The organism is Bacillus sp. AG4(2022) (assembly GCF_031844465.1).
Taxonomy (GTDB): domain Bacteria; phylum Bacillota; class Bacilli; order Bacillales; family Cytobacillaceae; genus Bacillus_AB; species Bacillus_AB infantis.
Genome location: NZ_JAUZVH010000005.1, coordinates 158,016 through 178,797, shown reverse-complemented (window position 1 = coordinate 178,797; position 20,782 = coordinate 158,016). Strand labels below are relative to the sequence as shown.

Sequence of the window (20,782 nt, the reverse complement as noted above, 5' to 3'; positions counted from 1 at the left end):
GGGCAGCGGCCGGATATCTCCGATTATGTAAGAGGCCGTCCTCGGATGAGAACCGGCCTCCTGAAAAGTTCCTGCTGGTTTTACTTCATGTTCTTGATCAGCTCATCGCCGAACTCAGAACATTTCACTTCTGTCGCACCGTCCATCAGACGCGCAAAGTCATAAGTCACAACTTTTGATGCAATTGTATTTTCCATGGATTTGACGATTAAGTTCGCAGCTTCAGTCCAGCCAAGATGCTCAAGCAGCAATACGCCTGACAGGATAACTGAAGATGGATTAACTTTATCAAGACCGGCATACTTAGGTGCAGTGCCGTGGGTTGCTTCAAAGATTGCATGTCCTGTTACATAGTTGATGTTTGCTCCAGGAGCGATTCCGATGCCGCCTACCTGTGCAGCCAGTGCATCAGAGATATAATCTCCGTTCAGGTTCATTGTAGCCACTACATCAAACTCGCGCGGACGTGTAAGGATCTGCTGAAGGAAGATATCGGCAATGGCATCCTTGACGATGATTTTGCCTGCAGCTTCTGCATCAGCCTGTGCATTATTGGCAGCTTCTGTCCCCTGCTCTTCTTTGATGCGGTCATACTGGGCCCAAGTGAATACTTTGTCGCCGTATTCCTTCTCAGCCAACTCATAGCCCCAGTTTTTGAATGCGCCTTCTGTGAACTTCATGATATTGCCTTTATGTACAAGCGTTACTGATTTGCGGCCTTCCTTGATGGCATAATCAATAGCTGCACGGACTAAACGGCTTGTGCCTTCTTCAGACACTGGCTTGATGCCGATTCCTGATGTCTCAGGGAAACGGATCTTATTGACGCCCATTTCGTTTTGAAGGAAAGTGATCAGCTTCTTCACTTCATCAGAGTCTTTTGCATATTCAATCCCTGCATAGATATCTTCCGTATTTTCGCGGAAAATAACCATATCAGTATCCTGAGGACGCTTGACTGGAGATGGGACACCTTCGAACCAGCGTACAGGGCGCAGGCAGACATACAGGTCAAGCTCCTGGCGAAGGGCAACGTTCAATGAACGGATCCCGCCTCCGATTGGAGTTGTCAGCGGACCTTTAATCGCAATCAGGTATTCGTTGATCTGTTCAAGCGTTTCAGATGGAAGCCATTCGCCCGTCTGGTTGAATGCCTTTTCACCTGCAAGAACCTCTTTCCAGACGATTTTGCGCTCGCCATTATAAGCTTTCTCAACTGCAGCATCCAATACTCTTGATGCTGAAGCCCAAATATCCGGTCCAGTTCCATCTCCCTCGATAAATGGGACGATAGGATTGTTAGGCACGTTTAAAGCGCCGTTCGTTACAGTAATTTTTTCACCTTGCATGGTTTCTCCCTCCAAATTCTTAAGCATAGGCCGGCACACATCACCCCGGCAGCAGAGACCAGCGGGAAAAAGCTGGCCGGAAATGCCGATCGGTGCGCGGTTTTCTCCAGGAAACGGAAGTTTAAAAGTGCAGCCTATCATTCTATCATGCTGCCATCCTATCCTCTTTAAAAAGAGGCATCCGAATTCCCTTCTTCTATTACATCAATTTTTTACTGAAAAGTAAAATTGTTTACTATATTATCCGCGTTCAGCAACCGGAACATAAGTCTGCATACCCGGTCCTGTATAGTCGGCGCGCGGACGGATGAGGCGGTTGTTTTCGTATTGCTCCAGAATATGGGCAAGCCATCCGGATACGCGGCTTACGGCAAAGATCGGCGTAAACAGGTCATGGTCGATTCCCAGGCTGTGATAAACAGATGCAGAATAAAAATCAACATTCGGCGGAAGGTCTTTCTCTCCTGTCACAATATCCTCAATCTGTGTTGACATCTGATACCAGTGCGGCTCACCAGTCAGATGAGTCAGCTTTTCAGACATTTCCCTCAGGTGTTTGGCGCGCGGATCGCCTTTACGGTATACGCGGTGGCCAAAGCCCATGATTTTTTCTTTATTGTCCAGCTTCTCGCGAATATATGAATCTACATTATTCAATTCGCCGATTTCTGTAAGCATCTTCATGACGGCTTCGTTTGCTCCTCCATGAAGAGGCCCTTTAAGAGCGCCGATGGCTGCAGTGACACCGGAATAAACGTCAGATAATGTCGCTACACAGACACGGGCAGTGAAAGTGGATGCATTCAGCTCATGGTCGGCATGCAGGACAAGCGCCTTGTTGAAAGCTTCAACTGCGATATCTTCCGGCTCGTTGCCAGTAAGCATATAAAGGAAGTTGGCAGCAAAAGTGAGATCCTTTCTAGGGGCGATCGGATCAAGCCCTTTGCGCACACGTGCAAATGCCGTAACGATCGCAGGCATTTTGGCCTGCAGGCGGACTGCTTTGCGGTAATTGGCCTCTTCATTCATTTCATCTGCTTCCTCATCATATAAGCCAAGCAGGGACACAGCTGACCTCAGCGCAGCCATAGGATGCACCTTATCAATCGGATACATTTTGAAATGTTCAAGCACTTCCTGAGGAAGTTCCATATCTTCTGCCAGCTGGTTCTTAAGCTCTTCCAATTGTTTGGCAGTCGGAAGCTTCCTGTGCCACAATAAATAGATTACCTCTTCAAAACTTGCATTTTCCGCCAGATCATCGATATTATATCCCACATAAGTGAGCGTATCATCGATGATCGAGCTGATAGAGGAAGTAGTCGCCACTACCCCTTCAAGTCCTCGTGTTGCTGTCATATGAACCTCTCCTTTACAAATTGATTTTCCCCTTGCCGGTATGCCTGTAAACATGCCGGCATGTCCAAAAATAGCACCGGTAAAAGATCATTCTGTTCAGCCCGACCGAGCCTGTTGTGTAATAGACTGCAGAGCTGATGCTGCAGGTTTTTGAACAAAGCTCCGCAAGCCTGATATATCGAGCGCTTGCTCGGAACCAGTATTAAAAAAAAGAAAATGCTTTCATTTTTTCGTTGCCGCCTTTTACTGATTCTGGCGGCAGGAAATTGTAAAAAGGTTACGCTTACAAGTCCTATTATAAACAATTATCTGATATTTGTGAATGAAAAGGCACTCGAAATGTGAAAAAATTATTATTTTTGGAGAAAACTATTTTAGAAATTCAAATAGTCTCATTGCCATGTAAGCGATTCCAGCTCCGATCAATGGCCCGACTGCAACCCCCTTAAACAGGGATACGGCCAGAATGGTCCCAAGAACAAGCGCTGCCGTAATATGCGGATCCTCGGTCAGCAGTGTCAATCCGCCTTTTGCAATCAGCGCGACTGCCATTCCCGAAATCAGGGCAATCCAGGCGTACGGCGATTTAAAAGCTGCTGTCAGTTCCTTGAAACCGATATCTCCGCTTGCAATCGGGGCCAGCACTGCGATGGTAATGACCGTGACTCCCCAATTGACTCCTTTTGACTGCAGCACGGAAAATATCTTTGAATCAGCACCAATGGCTTTTATAGCCACCAGCACCATGACAGCGAGGACAAGAGAGTTATTTTTCGCAGCCAGCCCGATGGCCAGCAGCAGGATCAAAAAAATAAGCGACTGAGACATATTATTCTTCCTTCCTTCATACTTTCATTATTTTAACATAATATAATTAAGGTTTTTTATTGATTTGCCTGACAATGCGCACATGCTGCCACATTGCTTTTCAGTCTGGTCTTCCTCCTGATTCTGATGCTATTGAAGCTGCTTAATCGCTTTTTCTTTTGAAACATATGCAGCAGGACAATGGACCGTCTTCAACGAATATGTCACTATATGCTGGTCCTGGCTGCTTTAGCGCCTGCCCCAAAAAATATCTTTTTTCGGGCAGTGCCGAATCTTACTCCAGCGGGGAACGTAAATATGAAGTGATGCCTGCTGAGCAGTGCAGTACGGCAGAGGGCAGCACCCGGCGCAAATTTGAATATCCCAAGGAGGAAAAACGGTTTTGAATACTGTTTATCTGAATCGATCCCTGAGATTTATTGTAGTTATTGGAGCAGTCCTCCTGCTCCTGGCTGGTTTATTTTATGTTTCAAAGGTAACCTATCCGTTTATAATCGGATTCGCCATTGCGTTTCTGATGAATCCGCTTGTCAATTTCCTCGTCAGGAAAGGGAGGATGCCAAGGGCTCTCGCCGTTCTTATCAGCCTGATTCTTATTTTTGCCTTTTTTGCCGGTCTTATTACTCTGCTGATTGCCGAGATCGTCTCTGGTGCAGACTACCTGGCACAGGTGGTCCCGAATCATCTTGAAACGCTGATTACATATGCCGAAGACTTTTTTGCAGGACAGCTGATCCCGCTTTACAATCAGCTCACCAGTATGTTCAACAGCCTGGATACGGGACAAAAGGATACCATCCTCGCCAATATCCAAAATGTAGGCTCCAGATTCGGAGCGACCGCAGGATCTTTTATACAATCGTTTTTTGAAAAAATCCCAAATATCCTTTCCTGGTTCCCTAATGCTGCAACCGTCGTGATTTTTTCCCTTCTGGCCACTTTTTTCATCAGCAAAGACTGGTACAGGCTTTCCATCCTGGGGAACAGGCTGCTCCCTGAAAAAGCAAAAGCCAGCAGCGCAACAGTTTTCACCGATCTGAAAAAGGCCTTATTCGGGTTTGTCAAAGCACAGGCTACCCTGGTCTCTATCACTGCTATCATCATATTAATCGGGCTGCTCATCCTTCGTGTAGATTATGCCATCACGATTGCCCTCGTTACAGGGATCGTTGACATCATCCCTTACCTGGGCACAGGCCTGATTTTTGTCCCTTGGATTATTTACGAGGCCATTGCAGGAGAAATGAGCACCGCAGTCGGACTGGGAGTCCTATATGTCATCGTCCTTGTACAAAGGCAGATCATGGAGCCGAAGGTGCTTTCCTCCAGCATAGGCATGGATCCGCTCGCTACCCTGGTTGCTTTGTTTGTCGGCTTTAAGACAATCGGTTTTCTTGGCCTCATTGCCGGCCCTGTAGTCCTTGTCATTATCACGACCCTCCATAAGGCAGGCGTGTTCAGGGATTTATGGCTTTACATTAAAGGTAATGACAGAAGAAAGCCTGTATGAACAGGCAATGAAAAGAAGAAAGTCTGCCATGCAGGAAGCGGGGGAATAAGGAACCCGCTGCTCCAGGGCAGACTTTCTTTCTATCTGATAATCTTAATGTTTCCTCTTTGAATCCTGCTCCTGAAAATTTTCATCAGGATATTTTTGAAGAATATCCTTGAAGGGGGCAGCAGCAGAAGGAAACCAGTTATATCTGTAATAAACCCGGGCGTCAAGAGCAGCGTGCCGCCGACTAGGATGCAGATGCCATCCAGGACCGCATCTCCCGGAAGCTGGCCGCGGCCGAGCTGTTCCTGTACCCTGCGGATTGTCTCAAGCCCCTGCTTCTTTGCCAGGTAAGCACCCAGCAGGCCTGTACAAATGATGAGCAGGATGGTCAGCCATACACCGATGACCTTTCCTGACAGCAGAAGAACTCCTATTTCAGCTGCCGGGATGACGATCAACAGCAGAAGAATATAGCGCATTTCTTTTCCTCCAGTCTTGAACAGGTGGTGGATTACATGCCAGAAGACATTTTTCTAAAATACCTGCCTGTCCCTATTATAAAACTGTATGGCTTAAAAGACCAATTATGCAGGAACAGCACATCATAAAATTAATTTTTGACAAAAAAGAAGAAGGGCGGCAAAACCCTTCTTCTTTTCTTAATTACAGGACGCTGGCATGTCCATTATAGATGATGCCTCTGCGCGAATCGACTGTGATTTCCTGGCCATCCTTGAAAATGGAAGTAGCGTTTTCCGCACCCACGATAACAGGAATTCCAAGATTAAGGCCGACAACAGCTGCATGGCTTGTCAATCCGCCCTCTTCCGTAATCAAGGCACTGCATTTTTCAATGGCAGGAACCATATCACGGTCAGAGCCGACTGTGACAAGAATGGAACCTTGCGTGACCTTTTCAATCGCTTCCTTTGCATCCTTTGCGACAACCACTTTCCCGAACGCTGATTTGCGGCCGATGCCCTGTGCTCTCAGTGCTGCATCGCCAATCACGTGAATCTTCATCAGATTCGTTGTTCCTGCCTCGCCAACAGGGACGCCTGCAGTGATGACAACCAGGTCGCCTGAACCGACTAGTCCGCTGTTCATGCTTTCCTGTACAGCTGAATCGAGCATATCATCCGTCGTTGAAGCTTCCTGTCCGACCTGAGGATATACACCCCAAACCAATGAAAGGCGGCGTGTAACAGATTCTTGGGAAGTTACCGCAACAATCGGTGCCTTTGGACGATATTTTGAAATCATCCTTGCTGTATGGCCGCTTTCCGTTGGAGTGATGATTGCATTAACATCGAGATTCAAAGCAGTATGTGCCACAGACTGGCCGATCGCATCTGTGATATTATGTTCGTTATCCTTGCTGCGGTTAGAAAGGATTTCTTTATGATCAAGCGCTGATTCTGCACGGGAAGCGATGTTATGCATCGTCTGCACTGCTTCTACCGGGTATGTGCCTGCTGCTGTTTCGCCGGATAGCATGATGGCATCTGTGCCGTCAAAGATCGCATTGGCCACATCGCTTGCTTCTGCACGCGTCGGGCGCGGATTGCGCTGCATAGAATCAAGCATCTGTGTAGCGGTAATAACAGGCTTGCCTTGAATATTGCACTTTTTGATCAGGCTTTTTTGCACAAGAGGAACCTCTTCTGCAGGGATTTCAACACCAAGGTCGCCGCGGGCTACCATCAGACCGTCAGATACTTCAAGGATTTCATCGATGTTGTCGACGCCTTCCTGGTTTTCGATCTTAGGGATGATTTGGATATGTGAAGCATTATTATCTTCAAGCAGCTGCCTGATTTCAAGAACATCCGAAGCGCGGCGCACGAATGATGCAGCAATGAAGTCTACTCCCTGCTCAATTCCAAAAAGGATATCATTTGCATCCTTCTCTGTAATTCCTGGAAGTTTTACAGAAACGCCTGGAACGTTAACGCCTTTTTTATTTTTCAAAGTTCCGCTGTTGAGGATCTTTGTATGGATTTCACTGTTGGCCTTATCAATCTTTGTTACTTCTAATCCGATCAGGCCGTCATCCAGCAGGATTTTTGAACCAGTATGGACATCGTCAATCAGTCCGGCGTATGTAACTGAAAATTTATCGGCATTCCCCAAAACTTCATTCATTGAAACAATGATATTGTTTCCGGCTTCCAGCTCGACTGCCCCGTTTTCCATATTGTTTGTACGGATTTCAGGTCCTTTTGTATCAAGCAGGATTGCGACCGTCTTGCCAGTGCTTTTTGAAGCCTCGCGGATGTTTTTGATCCTTGCTCCATGTTCTTCAAAATCTCCATGGGAAAAATTCAGACGGGAAACGTTCATTCCAGCTTCAATCAGCTGTGTCAATTTCTCAATACTTTCACTGGCAGGGCCAATCGTACAAACGATTTTCGTTTTGCGCATATTTCACAAACCTCCTGATATATTTGCACAGTCAGATTCCTCCTACTGTACCTGTGCTTGCTTCTGCAAGCCATTGCGTTCATAATCCAGGGCGTTCCGGCTCCTTAATCCGATCATGAGCCGGCCCTGATGAAAAGGCGGGAGGCTTCCTCGCAAGCCTCCGCCATTTTCTTTAAATGGAAAGCTCCTGTGACAGTTTGTACAAGTCAAGGTCAACAGTGTGCTTTCTGCCCAATGCTTCAATAATATCATAATCAACCAATTTATTCTGCTCCATGCCTACTGCACGGCCGCCTTTGCCATCCAGCAGCAATTCCACAGCACGGGCGCCGAGCCTGCTTGCCAGCACACGGTCAAAAGCAGTCGGAGATCCGCCGCGCTGGATATGGCCCAGTGTTGAAATCCGGTTATCAGTGCCGGTGGCTTCTTTCAGCTGCTTTCCGAACTCATGGCCGCTGCATACACCTTCAGCAACCACGATGATACTGTGCTTCTTGCCGCGTTCATTCCCTTTTTGCAGACGATCTGCGATATCATTCATATCGTAATTTTCTTCTGGGATCAGAATGGTTTCTGCTCCGCCTGCAAGGCCAGCCCAAAGGGCGATATCTCCTGCATTCCGGCCCATAACCTCAATGATGAAGGTTCTTTCATGAGATGTAGCTGTATCGCGGATTTTGTCGATCGCATCAATAACTGTATTCAAAGCCGTGTCAAAGCCGATTGTAAATTCTGTACCAGGGATATCATTGTCGATTGTGCCCGGCACCCCTACACAAGGATATCCTTGCTCAGTCAGGGCTTTGGCGCCCATGTAGGAGCCATCCCCGCCGATTACGACAAGGCCGTCAATGCCATGCTTTTTGAGCTGATCGATCCCCTTTTGCTGTCCTTCTTTTGTCTTGAACTCTTCGCATCTTGCTGAATAAAGCATTGTGCCGCCGCGGTGAATAATATCGCCGACTGAACCAAGCTCCAGTTTCTTGATATTTCCGCTGATCAAGCCTGCATATCCGCCGAAAACGCCATATACTTCAATTTCATGGAAGATCGCCTTTCGGACTACGGCACGCACAGCTGCATTCATTCCGGGAGCGTCCCCTCCGCTTGTTAATACGCCAATTCGTTTCAACATAATCACCTCATTAATTGTCAATAGCAATAAACTATGTAAATGGATAAAATAGGAAAGATCTATATTTGAGAGGATAGTTCATACCCTCTTATTATAAACATAATAGCAGGGAATATTTCTAAAATACCATGAAGAATGGTCTATCTCAACTTAATCCTGCACGAAACAGCAAAAGACGGAATTATCGCTAAAATGAAAGCGTTTAACCTTTAGCTGGACGACTTTTCCCATGTGGAGTAAAAGAAAAACGTGCTGGAAGCACGTTTTTTAATTTACCCCAATATAGTCATTCAAAAACGAGTATTCACCGATCGACTTATATTTTTCATATCTTTGGCTGACAAGCTGCTCCACCGGCAAGCCTTTCAACTCCTTCAGTGCAGAGTACAAGATGCTTTCGATTTCGAAGGCCTGTCCTCTCGCATCTTTATGAGCTCCCCCTTTGATTTCCGGGATCACTTCGTCTACAACTCCAAGCTCTTTCAGATCCGGAGCGGTGATTTTCATTGACTCTGCCGCCCTTTTCGCCTGGGCTGCATCTTTCCAGAGAATTGCTGCTGCCCCTTCTGGTGAGATGACGGAGTAGGTGGAGTTTTCAAGCATCATAATGCGGTCCCCGACTCCCAATGCCAGGGCGCCTCCGCTGCCGCCTTCACCGATGACGACACAAAGGACGGGCACCGTGAGGCCAGCCATTTCAAATAGATTTCGGGCAATGGCTTCGCTCTGTCCCCGCTCTTCTGCTGCCTTCCCGGGATAAGCGCCTTTCGTGTCAATGAAGCAAATGATCGGACGGCCAAACTTCTCCGCCTGCTTCATCAAACGGAGTGCCTTGCGGTATCCTTCAGGATGAGGCATCCCGAAATTCCTGCGTATATTTTCCTTGGTATCCTTGCCGCGCTGCTGGCCGATTACCGTGACAGGAAGTCCCCTGAACTTTGCAATACCTCCAACAATGGCTTCATCATCCCCAAAGGCCCTGTCTCCATGGCACTCAAAAAAGTCAGTAAAGATGTGGGATATATAATCAAGCGTCGTTGGCCGGGAAGGATGGCGTGCAATCTGCACCCTGTCCCAAGGCTTCAGATTCTCATAAATATCCTTCTCCAGCTTCTCAAGGCGGTTCTCAAGCTTGGTTATTTCGGCAGAAAGGTCGACTTCTGCATCTTTTGTAAAATCCTTCAGCTCGGCAATTTTCTTTTTCAGTTCGACGACCGGCTTTTCAAATTCAAGTTCTCCTACCATTCGAAGTCACCTCCTTGATGAATGCTGAGTATGTTGGCTACTTTCTCCTTCAGCTCCGTCCTTGAAACCACTGCATCAAGCTGGCCATGCTTAAGCAGGAATTCAGACGTCTGAAAATCTTCAGGCAGTTCTTCCCTTATCGTCTGTTCAATGATCCTCCTGCCCGCAAAGCCGATCAGTGCTCCAGGCTCTGCCAAATTGTAATCCCCCAGTGAGGCGAAGCTTGCTGAAACTCCTCCTGTAGTAGGATGGGTCATGATCGAGATAATCAGGCCGCCATTATCGCTGAAGCGTTTCAGCGCAACGCTGGTCTTGGCCATCTGCATAAGGCTGAGTACCCCTTCCTGCATCCTTGCCCCGCCGGAAGCAGTGAAAATGATGAACGGAACAGCCAGTTCATCCGCTTTTTCAATTGCCCGGGTGATCTTCTCCCCGACTACAGATCCCATGCTTCCCATCCGGAAAGTCGAATCCATTACAGCCACAGAAACTTTCATGCCTTCTACTTCACCAGTCCCCGTTACGACAGCCTCATTGATGCCTGTCTTTTTGCGGTCTTTCTCCAGCTTCTCTACATAATCCGGAAAGCCAAGCGGATTTTCAGAAATCATATTAGCATTAAGCTCTTCAAAAGTATGCGGATCGAGGAAGCTGTTAAGCCGCTCACGGGAATTCATGGAATGATGGTGCTGGCAATGGAAGCACACTTTTAAATTTTTGGACAGCTCTTTCGTATACATGATCTTTTTGCAATTAGGACATTTCGTCATAATTCCCTCTGGAACATCATGCTTTGCGGTTTCCGAAGGTATGGTTGCATATTTCTTCTTTTTTGGTTTACTGAATATATCTTTAAGCAAGGTGAACCTCCCCCATTCGTTACATAAGCAATTAATATCAGGCAAATGCCTCAGGAACTATCAGCCCCAATATACTTAAATACTGCTTAAGATCCAGTGGTCAGACCACCGATCTAAAAAACGAAGCCTTTTCAGGCGCTTCGTATGTTTGTCCCTATCAATATAGAACAATCGCTTTGCAGAATCTGCAAAAAACTGTCATCGCTGAATCGACAATTTCCTCAAATCCCGGTACACTCTTCTGACTTCTGATTCTTTCCGGGTTGAAAGAGCGTCGATAAGATTTGTATACTCTTCGAGTGTGGCATCGGCTCCTTGCAGATGCAGTGAATTGTAATAATCCTTCAGGATCAGCCACATTCTGATGAACAGATGGTTATCCGCCAGGCTGACAATTTTGTAAAAAAAATCATCATCTGCAAAAGCAAATGAATCCACCCACTTCCGCAGCTCCAGAAGCTGGGCATCTTCTGCCTTGCGCATGACCAGCCACAGGCAGTCCATCTCAATCAGGTACTTGGTTTCCCTGACATCATGCTTTGATCTTTCATCCTGCAGGATGAATGTACTCAATAATTGTACAAGCTGGTGCCCCCTGAAGTCACGGATGAATGTCCCTTCCCCGCGCCTTGTCTCAATAAGGCCAAGCAGTTCAAGCGCCCGCAGCGCTTCCCGGACGGAAGAGCGCCCGACATTCAGGCGCTCTGTCAGTTCCCGTTCAGAAGGCAATTTGTCCCCAGGCTTCAAGCCATCCTCCTGGATCATCGATCTTAATTCTTTCACGATTTCAACATATACTTTGGAGCCTTCCGACAAATTCACGCTCTCTGATCACTCACTTTTTCCAATGACTGCAAGTCTGCTTGTTTTTGCCTTTACTTCTTCAGGATCCACTTTGATCCTGGCTACGCCCGTCTCCATGGCTGCCCTCGCTACCGCTGCAGCCACCGCCGGCGCAACCCTCGGATCAAACGGTCCCGGAATGACGTAGTCTGCAGTCAGCTCTTCTGTGCTGACCAGGCTTGCAATTGCTTCGACCGCAGCCACTTTCATTTTCTCATTTATATGTGTTGCCCTCACATCCAGGGCTCCGCGGAAGATTCCGGGAAAAGCAAGGACATTATTCACCTGGTTAGGGAAATCCGACCTTCCGGTGCCCACAACCATTGCGCCTGCCTCTTTTGCTTCTTCAGGCATGATCTCCGGATTAGGATTGGCCATCGCAAAAATAATAGGATCCTGCTTCATCGACCTGACCATGTCTGCTGTCAGAGCTCCTTCTGCAGAAACTCCAATAAATACGTCTGCATCGACAATGACATCTGCCAGGCTTCCTTGCTTATTGTCGCGGTTCGTATATTTCGCCACTTCATTTTTAATATCATTCATGCCCTGCGGACGGCCTTCAAAAATGGCGCCTTTTGTATCGCACATGATAATGTCCCTGACGCCATAGCTGTACAGCAGCTTAATGATGGCAATTCCGGCAGCGCCTGCACCATTAGCTACAACTTTGACCTCATTCATCTTCTTACCTGCAAGCTTAAGGGCATTGACCATCCCTGCAACTGTCACAATAGCTGTGCCATGCTGATCATCGTGGAAGATTGGTATATTGGTTTCTTTTTTCAGCCTTTCTTCAATCACGAAGCAATTAGGAGCCGCAATATCCTCCAAATTGACGCCCCCGAAGGTTGGCTCAAGAAGCTTAACAGTTTCAACGATTTTATCAATATCGGTTGTATTCAGGCAGATGGGAAAAGCATCAACGCCTGCAAAGCTTTTAAAAAGGACCGCTTTCCCTTCCATTACAGGAAGCGCAGCCTCCGGGCCGATGTTGCCGAGTCCAAGCACGGCTGTACCGTCTGATACTACAGCAACCATATTGCCCTTCATTGTATACTCGTATACTGTTTCCGGTTTATCATATATCGCCTTGCACGGCTCAGCCACTCCCGGCGAATAAGCAAGGCTCAGATCCTTGGCATTACGTACCTGGACCTTGGATTTCGACTCCAGCTTTCCCTGGTTTTCGCGGTGCATATGCAAAGCTTCTTCTCTTAGTGTCAAAACGGCTCACTCCTTCGTTTATGCAGAAAGGTTTCATTTGCTATATTATTAAATGACTTATTTTAGTGGTCAGACCAGTCAATCTATTTACCAATATAACATATCCTGATTTGATGTAAAGACAAAACAACCGGTCCAAATGACGTATTTTCGTCCGTTTCTGCCTAATTTCAGGACGACTTGCTGCTGTAACCTTTCTGCCGGAAGAAGCAAAATTCCTGCCTGAAACAGGCAAGAATCCCACTATTTTATAATTACATTTTCAGTGCCGAGCACGCTGCCCAGATCTTTGAGCAGCTTTTCTGTGGCATCTGCTCCGTTTCCTTCTGCCAGGCGGATCGTCTTTTGAGATCCTGCATAATGAAGGACGACCGGAACTGATCCAGGATTCCTCCCCAGGATAGCTTTGAGCTCTTTCAGGCCTTCAGGTGTTTCTATATCTTCAGGGACCTTCAAATATAAGGTCCTCTCATGCTTGCCTGCTTCTGCTGCTGCCTGTCCCATATCTGCGGCACGGTTCACAATAAACTGCCTCTTTCCATCCCGCTCCTCGGCTTTGCCTTCCAAGAGAAGGATAGCTCCCTGCTTCAGAAGTGCAGAATCCCTTTTATATACCGCAGGGAATACAACTGCCTCCATTTCTCCGCTCTGGTCATTCAGGGACAGGAAAGCCATGGCCTCTCCCTTCTTCGTCCTGATTTTTTTTACTTCTGAAAGATAAGCGGCAGTTCTTATATTCCGGCTGCCAGGTTCCATATCTGCCAGCTGTGTGACACCGAGGGAGGCAAAACTGGCAGCATAAACGGAAACAGGATGGTCTGACAGATAAAGTCCGAGATACTCTTTTTCATACTGAAGCTTATCTTCAATGCGGATGGGGTCATTTTCCGCGTACTTCGGCTTGATGGAAAATTCATCTTCAGAGAAGAAATCCTCCTGGCCGGACTCATCCGGCTTAACCAGTTCTGCATGCTCAATCGCTATATCCAGAGTGGCAAGCAAAACAGCGCGGTCCTCCCCGAATTCGTCGAAGCTGCCGGAATGCACAAATGCCTCCAGAATTTTTCGTGTGGCTGATTTTGCAGGTACCCTGATGCAAAAATCAAACAAATCCTCAAAACGCTTCTGCCTTCGGGCGTGAAAGACATCCTTCAGGACAGAGGCGCCTATCCCTTTCACTGCTGCAAGGCTGTAGCGGATGCCGCCGCTTTCTGCCTGGAAGGAATAGCCGCTCGAATTGATTGATGGCGGAAGAAGCGTGAGCCCCAGATGCTTCAGCTCACGGATATACTGGGCAAGCTTATCTTCATTGCCTGAAGCCTGTGAAAGGAGTGCAGCCATAAAGTTCAAAGGATAATTAGCTTTTAAATAGGCAAGCTGGTAAGCGATAAAGCTGTAGGCGACAGCGTGGCTTCTGTTAAAGCCGTAATTTGCAAAGCGCACAATCAGGTCGTAAACTTCCTGAGCTGTTTTCTCGTCATAGCCGCTGCTCACAGCACCTGATGCAAAATGGGCCCTCTCCCGGTCCAGCACATCCTTCTGCTTTTTGCTCACAGCCCTTCTCAGCAAATCTGCTTCTCCCAAAGAGAAGCCGGCCATCTTGGAAGCAATCTGCATGATTTGCTCCTGGTAGACAATGACTCCGTAAGTTTTTTCTAAATACGGCTTCAAATCCGGATGCGGGTAAGAAATCGGCTCTTTCCCATGCTTCCTGTTAATGAAGGATGGGATATTCTCCATCGGTCCCGGCCTGTATAGTGCATTGACCGCCACAATATCTTCAAAGCGGGTCGGCTTCAGCTTCTTGAGTACATTCCGCATCCCATCAGATTCAAGCTGGAAGACACCTGTCGTCTCCCCGGAGCTAAGAAGCCGGTATGTCTTTTCATCATCCAGGGGGATCTTTTTTATATCAGGTTTCTTTCCTGTTTTCCGCTGAATGGAGGATAAAATCGTTTCAATAAGGGAAAGATTGCGCAGCCCCAGGAAGTCCATTTTTAAAAGGCCGGCAGCCTCCAGATGCTCCATTGAGTATTGCGTCAAATAGACTCCTTCATGGCCCTGCTGGATTGGAACCACATTAACAAGGGGAAATTCGCTGATAACCACACCTGCAGCGTGTGTGGATGTATGCCTTGGAAGCCCTTCGATTTTCAGCGCTGTTTCAAATAACCTCTTATTCAGGCTGGATTCAGCCGTAAACGCCCGCAGCTGTTCTGATTCTTTGTAGGCTGTTTTCAGGTTTGTGCCTGGTCGGGACGGGATCAGGCGAGAAACCTGCTCAAGCTCTTTTGCATTCAGGCCGAATACCCTTCCGGTATCCCGCATTGCCGCTTTGGCTGCCAGCGTGCCGAAAGTGATAATCTGGGCCACATGGAGCTCTCCGTATTTTTTTGCGACGTATCTGATGACCTCATCCCTTCTATGGTCCGGAAAGTCTATATCAATATCTGGCATGGATATCCGCTCCGGATTAAGAAAGCGCTCAAACAGGAGCTCATGCTCAATTGGGTCAGCATCGGTTATATAAAGGACGTAAGACACCATGGATCCGGCCGCAGATCCCCGGCCGGGGCCAGTTAGGATGCCGTTTTCTCTGGAGAATTTGATGAAATCCCAGACAATCAGAAAATAATCGCTGAACTTCATTTTTTTAATGATGCCTAACTCATATAGAAGGCGTTGGCGATGGACTTCCGAAGCCTCGGGATAGCGCTCCGCAAATCCCTTCCAGCACAGCTCTTTCAGCAGTGTATCCGCATCCCCCTCCGGGACAGGGTATTTTGGCAGATGCTTCTTATCAAGCTCCAGCATGACATTGCACTGCTCCATAATTTTAATGGTGTTCTCCAGTGCTTCAGTGCTTTCTGTAAAAACCTCTGACATTTCTTCTGCTGTCTTAAGATAATATTCATCGCTTTGAAGACGGAAGCGGTTTTCGTCCTGGAGTTTATCGCCATTTTTAATGGCCAGAAGGCATTCCTGGGCAAAAGCATCTTCTTTTTCGGCATAAAACACCTGGTTTGCCGCAGCGGTCTGAAAGCCATGGTTTACAGACAATTCCTTCAGCTTTCTGTTTATCTTCTTTTCTTCCGGAAGGCCATGATCCTGATAGGCCAGATAAAACCGGTCTTTTCCGAAAATCTCTGTATAGAGGCGAATGGCTTCAAGCGCCTTCTCTTCTTCACCGCCGGCAATATACTGTTCGATTTCTCCTTCCAGGCCCGGTGTAAGGGCAATAAGCCCTGAGGAATAATGCTTCAGCCATTTTACCGGGATCCCCCCGTCCGCTTTCGTTTGAAGAGTGCTCGATATTTTCAGGAGGTTCTGGAAGCCGTCCTGGTTTTGGGCCAGGAGCACTAAAGGGCTCGGCCCCTTTTCCCCTCCCGCGGATTCAATATCTGCACAAAGGCCGATGATCGGTTTAATAGAATGCTTGAGACATTCCTTGTAAAACTGAACCGTACCATACATTACATTCCGGTCTGTCAAGGCAATGGCGCTGAAGCCTTTCTGCTTTGCCCGCGCAACAAGCTGTTCAACCGAAACCGTACTTGTCAGCAGGCTGTATGCACTATATACATGAAGGTGAATAAATGACATTAACTCACACCCTTAATCCGTCGTTCCGGGCACAAAGCCTGGCAGGGGTCTTCAACCTCTCCCGCCGGCCCCGCACTAGAAAGAAACTTTTATAATATCAATTATAGAACGTCCGTTTCCAAAAAGAAAATAAGAAATGCGGAAGCGGCTTGCCCAGAGACGACAAGCATAAGACGAGCAGGACGGAAGGTTGTTCTTTAACCTTCTGGCCTGATTGGCTTATGACTCGAGTCTCTAGCCGCTGGAGCTGGACAATACGAAATGCGGAAAAGCCTTGCTCATCTGCCTTAAAAATCCCTCCAAACTTTCCTGATCCTGAACATAATAGCTGAAGTTTGTCCATAAGATGGAATAGGGGAAATTTATGAATCTTTTAAACGAGCGACTATCTCGATAAGGAAGGATTACACTATGAAACACCAGCCATTTTTTGCTTCAATGATGGAAAGCTATTTTATTGCACTGGGTGTTTTGATTGGCGGATCGATTATCGGGGGGCTTGCAGCTTTCCTGACCGGCAAGCCGCCTCTGACTGAGGTGTTCCGCCTCTCCAATATGATCAGGATCTGGGCGATCGTCGCCGCGATCGGGGGCACTTTCGATGCTGTATACAGCTTTGAAAGAGGGCTGTTCCAGGGAGAGACAAAAGATATTTTCAAACAGTTCATGCTCATTCTTTCCGCGCTGGGCGGAGCACAAACGGGGGCACTGATCATCAGCTGGCTCACACAGGAGCATATATCATGAGGATCCCTCCTTATTACAGGAAGCCGGCATGGCAGCAGCTGTTTGCCGGCATGGCCATTGGCGGCGCCGTCAGCTGGTTCATCTTTTTGTTCATTTTTGGCGTATGGCAGGAGGACTACAGTTTTAAGATAGAAAAACAGGAAGAAACAATTGCAGGGCTAAGAAATGATATCAAGCTCTGGCAGGAGAGCTTCAAGGAACAGAATAAGAAAAGCCTTAAACAGATGACTGTACAGGACATAAAAGTAAAAATAACCAACGCCGATAAATATAAGCTTGATACATTGAGTGTGCTTCAGGTCGAGGACAGCGTCAAGGAGGATATAAGAATTCTGGTGGCAAAGGATATGGAAAGCGTATCGAAAAGCACAGGACTGATCAGGAAGGTCATTGAAAACCGGACATTCCGCATCAATGATAAAAGATACCGCCTGGAAGTAAGTGAAATGGTCATTTTTACAACATTGACGATTTCCTTGAAGATATCTTTTGAAGACTAAGGAAAGGGCGCCCATTATACCGGCGCCCTTTCAGCCTGTTACAGGCAGATTTCCTCCAAATCTTTGATAACATCCTTCTTTTCTTCCCATGAATGGATGGAAGCTCCTGCTGCCAGGGGATGTCCCCCGCCTTTATACTTCTTGGCCAGGCCATTGATGACCGGCCCCTTTGAACGGAGGCGGACCCTGATCTGATCTTCTTCCTCGATAAAGAATACCCATGCTTTGATTCCCTGGACATTGCCAAGTACCCCTACAAGAAGGGATGCATCTGAAGCCTTAAGTCCATATTGCTCCTGAAGCTCCCTGCTGATTGTCACAGATGCTGCGCCGTTGGCAAGAACCTCGAAATTCTGCAGAACATATCCGTTCAGTTTGACGACATTCGGCTTCAGCTCATACATTTTGTCGTAAAGATCTGTCCGTGAAAAATTATAGCGGATCAATTCACCAGCAATTTCAAAGGTTTTTTCCGTTGTGCTCGGAAACAGGAATCGTCCCGTATCCCCGACAATTCCCCCGTATATCAGCCTGGCTGCCTCATCAGACATCTTTAATCCTGCATCCTTCCCCTCCAGGTAGAACTCATAGATCATTTCACTGACAGAGCTGGCATCGGTTTCAACCCACATAATGTCGCCATAAGGATCTTCGTTCGGGTGATGGTCGATTTTAATGAGCTTATCGCCCATCGTATATCGCTGGTCACAGACCCGCTCCTGATTGGCTGTGTCGCACACAATGACCAAAGCCCCTTTATAGGCTTCATCCGAGATGCTGTCAAGCCGCCTCATAAAGTTCAGCGACTCTTCCTCCTTCCCGACCGTATATACCGTTTTTTCCGGGAAAGATGTTTTAATGATTTCCGCCAGCCCGCCCTGGGAGCCGTATGCATCAGGATCAGGCCTTACATGGCGGTGGATGATGATGGTATCATATTTTTTTATTTCATCAAGAATTTTTGATTTCATTGTGGTCTCCTTTTAGAAAGAATATCTAATTATTAGCATAAAAGAATCAAAAGAAAAAGAAACGGCCTGCTCTTTTTATGGCTTTTCCTCCTGATTATCGTTAAAATAATATAGGTGCCGGCTCATAATCAGGCTGACACTTATATTAATCCCAAGAGAATGATGCCCGGAGGAATTCAAATGCCTGTTTTAGTCATACTGATTGTTATTTCCATTGCATTCTATGTATTCTATAAAATAAAGACTGTGAGAAGCCGGAGGCCTGCGGAAAAAAAGTGGCTGTCTGCCAAGTCAAGCATCGCGCTGGGACTGTTTGTCGCCTTATTCGGCATCAACCAGCTTTTCCTTTACAGCACAACTGTCACCTATATTGTCGCTGCCGTCTTTATTATTCTCGGCGGAATCAATGTCTGGGCAGGTTTTAAAGCCTACCAGCATTATCTTCCTTATGCCGCTAAGGAAGCAGAAGATCTCCGCAAACAGCAAAATTAAAGCCTTTTTCAAAAAGCCGTTCCTTATGGAAGCGGCTTTTATTTATGGCTTGGTTCAAGATGCGGAAGCTGCCTAATGGGCAAGCCGCCTCCGCTTTTATCATTTATAGTTATTCCTCTTCGGTCTTGGAAAACAGTCCAGTTCCGGGCGCTAGCCCCTCGAGTCATAAGCTGATCAGGCCAGAAGGTTAAAGAACAACCTTCCACCCTTCTTGTCTTATGCTGGGCCCACAGGATGTGGGTCATGCAGGCGTTGCCACAGGACGTGGCGTTCTTAGCCTGCGTTCTTTAATATAGCACAGCTTTTCTGCATTTCTTAATGCCGGTCAATGAGCTGGCACATCATCATGGCTTTTCCTACGAGAATGCCTTCACTGAAGACTTCGACGTCTACTTTGCCGAATTTGCGACCGGCTTCAAGTATTTTTGGAACGATTTCGAGTACGCTGTCGATCTGGACAGGCTTCAGGAAGTAGATAGTCATATTCTCAACAACAAGATCCCCTTTTTTATAGCTTCTCAGGACTCTGTTGGCTGCTTCGGTGACAATGGTTGTGAACACGCCGTAAGAGATTGTGCCGAGCGGATTGGTCATCTGGGGGCTGACCTCGCAGCGGTATACATCTTCTCCCCTCGCCTTTCCGCGCGACAGGACCAGCTGGCTTGTTACAGTATCATCAATTGTCTCTCCCACCTGCGGCTGCCTCTGAATCATCTGCAGCGCCTTGAGTACATCCTGCCTGCTGATGATCCCCTGGAGCCGATTGGCTTCATCGGCAACTGGAAGAACCTCGATGCCTTCCCAGACCATCATATGGGCGGCTGATGCTACACTTGTCTTCCCGTTTACAGTCATCGGGCTTTTGGTCATCAGCTTTTCGATAGCTGATTCCGGAGCATGTCCCATTATATCCTTTGAAGTGATCATGCCCTGTATTTTCATATTCTGATCCACGACAGGGAAGCGGCTGTGAAGGGTTTCCCTGTTGCGGCCATGCCATTCTGAAACAGTTTCAGAGGAATAAAGGAACACCGTTTCCTGCAGTGGGGTCAAAATATCCTCTACCATGACAATCTCTTTTTTGATCAGCTGATCATAGATGGCCCTGTTGATCATCGTGGCAACAGTAAACGTATCATAGCTAGTAGAGATGATCGGCAGCTGAAGGTCATCTGCCAGCTTTTTGACCTCATCATCCGTATCGAATCCGCCTGTAATCAGGACCGCCGCCTCTGCTTTAAGTGCCAGCTCATGGGCGCGTGTCCTGTTTCCTATGATCAGCAGGTTCCCGGCGCCTGTATAGCGCATCATGGCTTCCAGCTTCATGGCGCCGATCACGAATTTATTAAGGGTTTTATGGAGGCCGTCGCGCCCTCCAAGGACAGTCCCGTCTACAATGTTGACCACTTCAGCGAATGTCAGCTTTTCAATATTCTCTTTTTTCTTCCTTTCGATCCTGATGGTGCCGACTCTTTCAATCGTGCTAACATATCCTTTATTTTCAGCATCCTTGATTGCACGGTAAGCCGTTCCCTCACTGACCGACAAGGCCTTTGCTATCTGCCTGACAGATATTTTCTCGCCGATCGGAAGCTCATCTATATATTGCAGAATTTGTTCATGCTTAGTAGCCAAAACCTTCACCCTTTATTTAAAATTGCTGTTCGTCTTGTAAATTTTTCTTATTTTATTATAAGGTGA

At 47.2% G+C, this 20,782-nt stretch carries 17 protein-coding genes; 4 read left to right on the top strand and 13 right to left on the bottom strand.

Features of this window, described 5'->3' with window-relative positions; genetic code table 11:
• Nucleotides 1–80 precede the first annotated feature (80 nt).
• From icd to Q9R36_RS15030, 3 genes are all read right to left on the bottom strand, one after another.
• Complete coding sequence (gene icd, locus Q9R36_RS15040; protein ID WP_311225455.1) at nt 81–1,349, bottom strand: NADP-dependent isocitrate dehydrogenase; 1,269 nt, start codon at nt 1,347–1,349, stop codon at nt 81–83.
• Between the two features lie 240 nt (nt 1,350–1,589).
• On the bottom strand, nt 1,590–2,708 hold the full coding sequence (gene citZ / locus Q9R36_RS15035; RefSeq protein ID WP_009791359.1) for a citrate synthase: 1,119 nt from the start codon (nt 2,706–2,708) through the stop codon (nt 1,590–1,592).
• Between the two features lie 369 nt (nt 2,709–3,077).
• Nucleotides 3,078–3,536: a DUF441 domain-containing protein gene (locus Q9R36_RS15030; protein ID WP_009791357.1), complete on the bottom strand. Its 459-nt coding sequence runs from the start codon at nt 3,534–3,536 to the stop codon at nt 3,078–3,080.
• Nucleotides 3,537–3,918: 382 nt separating this feature from the next.
• Between Q9R36_RS15030 and ytvI the strand changes: the two genes are divergently transcribed.
• Nucleotides 3,919–5,046 (top strand): sporulation integral membrane protein YtvI, encoded by a 1,128-nt coding sequence (gene ytvI, locus Q9R36_RS15025; RefSeq protein ID WP_009791355.1) that lies wholly within the window; start codon nt 3,919–3,921, stop codon nt 5,044–5,046.
• 80 nt (nt 5,047–5,126) lie between these two features.
• On the opposite strand, the gene Q9R36_RS15020 is transcribed toward ytvI, so the two are convergent.
• The 8 genes from Q9R36_RS15020 to dnaE all read right to left on the bottom strand — a co-directional run bounded on the left by Q9R36_RS15020 (nt 5,127) and on the right by dnaE (nt 16,371).
• Nucleotides 5,127–5,513, bottom strand: coding sequence for an FxsA family protein (locus Q9R36_RS15020; RefSeq protein ID WP_022544267.1), 387 nt, complete (start codon nt 5,511–5,513; stop codon nt 5,127–5,129).
• A gap of 184 nt (nt 5,514–5,697) precedes the next feature.
• Nucleotides 5,698–7,458 (bottom strand): pyruvate kinase, encoded by a 1,761-nt coding sequence (gene pyk / locus Q9R36_RS15015; RefSeq protein ID WP_009791352.1) that lies wholly within the window; start codon nt 7,456–7,458, stop codon nt 5,698–5,700.
• 172 nt (nt 7,459–7,630) lie between these two features.
• The gene (gene pfkA, locus Q9R36_RS15010; protein ID WP_009791350.1) at nt 7,631–8,590 is read right to left on the bottom strand and encodes a 6-phosphofructokinase; all 960 of its coding nucleotides are present in this window, start codon (nt 8,588–8,590) and stop codon (nt 7,631–7,633) included.
• Nucleotides 8,591–8,860: 270 nt separating this feature from the next.
• Entirely contained in the window at nt 8,861–9,838 is a 978-nt protein-coding gene (accA, locus tag Q9R36_RS15005) for an acetyl-CoA carboxylase carboxyl transferase subunit alpha (protein WP_009791349.1), read from the bottom strand.
• Nucleotides 9,832–10,698, bottom strand: a complete 867-nt coding sequence (accD, locus tag Q9R36_RS15000) for an acetyl-CoA carboxylase, carboxyltransferase subunit beta (RefSeq protein WP_009791348.1) — start codon at nt 10,696–10,698, stop codon at nt 9,832–9,834. The genes accA and accD overlap by 7 nt, the downstream gene beginning before the upstream one ends.
• Nucleotides 10,699–10,896: 198 nt before the next feature.
• The gene (locus Q9R36_RS14995) at nt 10,897–11,463 is read right to left on the bottom strand and encodes a FadR/GntR family transcriptional regulator (RefSeq protein WP_311225529.1); all 567 of its coding nucleotides are present in this window, start codon (nt 11,461–11,463) and stop codon (nt 10,897–10,899) included.
• A gap of 66 nt (nt 11,464–11,529) precedes the next feature.
• Complete coding sequence (gene ystJ, locus Q9R36_RS14990) at nt 11,530–12,768, bottom strand: NADP-dependent malic enzyme (RefSeq protein ID WP_022544269.1); 1,239 nt, start codon at nt 12,766–12,768, stop codon at nt 11,530–11,532.
• A 243-nt stretch (nt 12,769–13,011) separates the two neighbouring features.
• Nucleotides 13,012–16,371 (bottom strand): DNA polymerase III subunit alpha, encoded by a 3,360-nt coding sequence (gene dnaE, locus Q9R36_RS14985; RefSeq protein ID WP_311225454.1) that lies wholly within the window; start codon nt 16,369–16,371, stop codon nt 13,012–13,014.
• A 411-nt stretch (nt 16,372–16,782) separates the two neighbouring features.
• Here dnaE and ytrH point away from each other — a divergent pair, with 411 nt between their 5' ends.
• Complete coding sequence (gene ytrH, locus Q9R36_RS14980; RefSeq protein ID WP_009791343.1) at nt 16,783–17,118, top strand: sporulation membrane protein YtrH; 336 nt, start codon at nt 16,783–16,785, stop codon at nt 17,116–17,118.
• Entirely contained in the window at nt 17,115–17,618 is a 504-nt protein-coding gene (ytrI, locus tag Q9R36_RS14975; protein WP_009791342.1) for a sporulation membrane protein YtrI, read from the top strand. The genes ytrH and ytrI overlap by 4 nt, the downstream gene beginning before the upstream one ends.
• Before the next feature lie 38 nt (nt 17,619–17,656).
• Here ytrI and Q9R36_RS14970 read toward each other — a convergent pair whose 3' ends face one another.
• Nucleotides 17,657–18,589 (bottom strand): DHH family phosphoesterase, encoded by a 933-nt coding sequence (locus Q9R36_RS14970; protein ID WP_311225453.1) that lies wholly within the window; start codon nt 18,587–18,589, stop codon nt 17,657–17,659.
• 180 nt (nt 18,590–18,769) lie between these two features.
• Between Q9R36_RS14970 and Q9R36_RS14965 the strand changes: the two genes are divergently transcribed.
• Nucleotides 18,770–19,081 (top strand): YtpI family protein, encoded by a 312-nt coding sequence (locus Q9R36_RS14965; RefSeq protein ID WP_022544270.1) that lies wholly within the window; start codon nt 18,770–18,772, stop codon nt 19,079–19,081.
• Nucleotides 19,082–19,396: 315 nt separating this feature from the next.
• Here Q9R36_RS14965 and Q9R36_RS14960 read toward each other — a convergent pair whose 3' ends face one another.
• Entirely contained in the window at nt 19,397–20,716 is a 1,320-nt protein-coding gene (locus tag Q9R36_RS14960; protein ID WP_094766908.1) for a CBS domain-containing protein, read from the bottom strand.
• Nucleotides 20,717–20,782: the final 66 nt, after the last annotated feature.

Bases quoted from the DNA above. Each gene is read 5' to 3' on its own strand.
- icd (WP_311225455.1), bottom strand. From the start codon at position 1,349: ATGCAAGGTGAAAAAATTACTGTAACGAACGGCGCTTTAAACGTGCCT.
- citZ (WP_009791359.1), bottom strand. From the start codon at position 2,708: ATGACAGCAACACGAGGACTTGAAGGGGTAGTGGCGACTACTTCCTCT.
- Q9R36_RS15030 (WP_009791357.1), bottom strand. From the start codon at position 3,536: ATGTCTCAGTCGCTTATTTTTTTGATCCTGCTGCTGGCCATCGGGCTG.
- Q9R36_RS15020 (WP_022544267.1), bottom strand. From the start codon at position 5,513: ATGCGCTATATTCTTCTGCTGTTGATCGTCATCCCGGCAGCTGAAATA.
- pyk (WP_009791352.1), bottom strand. From the start codon at position 7,458: ATGCGCAAAACGAAAATCGTTTGTACGATTGGCCCTGCCAGTGAAAGT.
- accA (WP_009791349.1), bottom strand. From the start codon at position 9,838: ATGGTAGGAGAACTTGAATTTGAAAAGCCGGTCGTCGAACTGAAAAAG.
- Q9R36_RS14995 (WP_311225529.1), bottom strand. From the start codon at position 11,463: ATGATCCAGGAGGATGGCTTGAAGCCTGGGGACAAATTGCCTTCTGAA.
- dnaE (WP_311225454.1), bottom strand. From the start codon at position 16,371: ATGTCATTTATTCACCTTCATGTATATAGTGCATACAGCCTGCTGACA.
- ytrH (WP_009791343.1), top strand. From the start codon at position 16,783: ATGAAACACCAGCCATTTTTTGCTTCAATGATGGAAAGCTATTTTATT.
- ytrI (WP_009791342.1), top strand. From the start codon at position 17,115: ATGAGGATCCCTCCTTATTACAGGAAGCCGGCATGGCAGCAGCTGTTT.
- Q9R36_RS14970 (WP_311225453.1), bottom strand. From the start codon at position 18,589: ATGAAATCAAAAATTCTTGATGAAATAAAAAAATATGATACCATCATC.
- Q9R36_RS14965 (WP_022544270.1), top strand. From the start codon at position 18,770: ATGCCTGTTTTAGTCATACTGATTGTTATTTCCATTGCATTCTATGTA.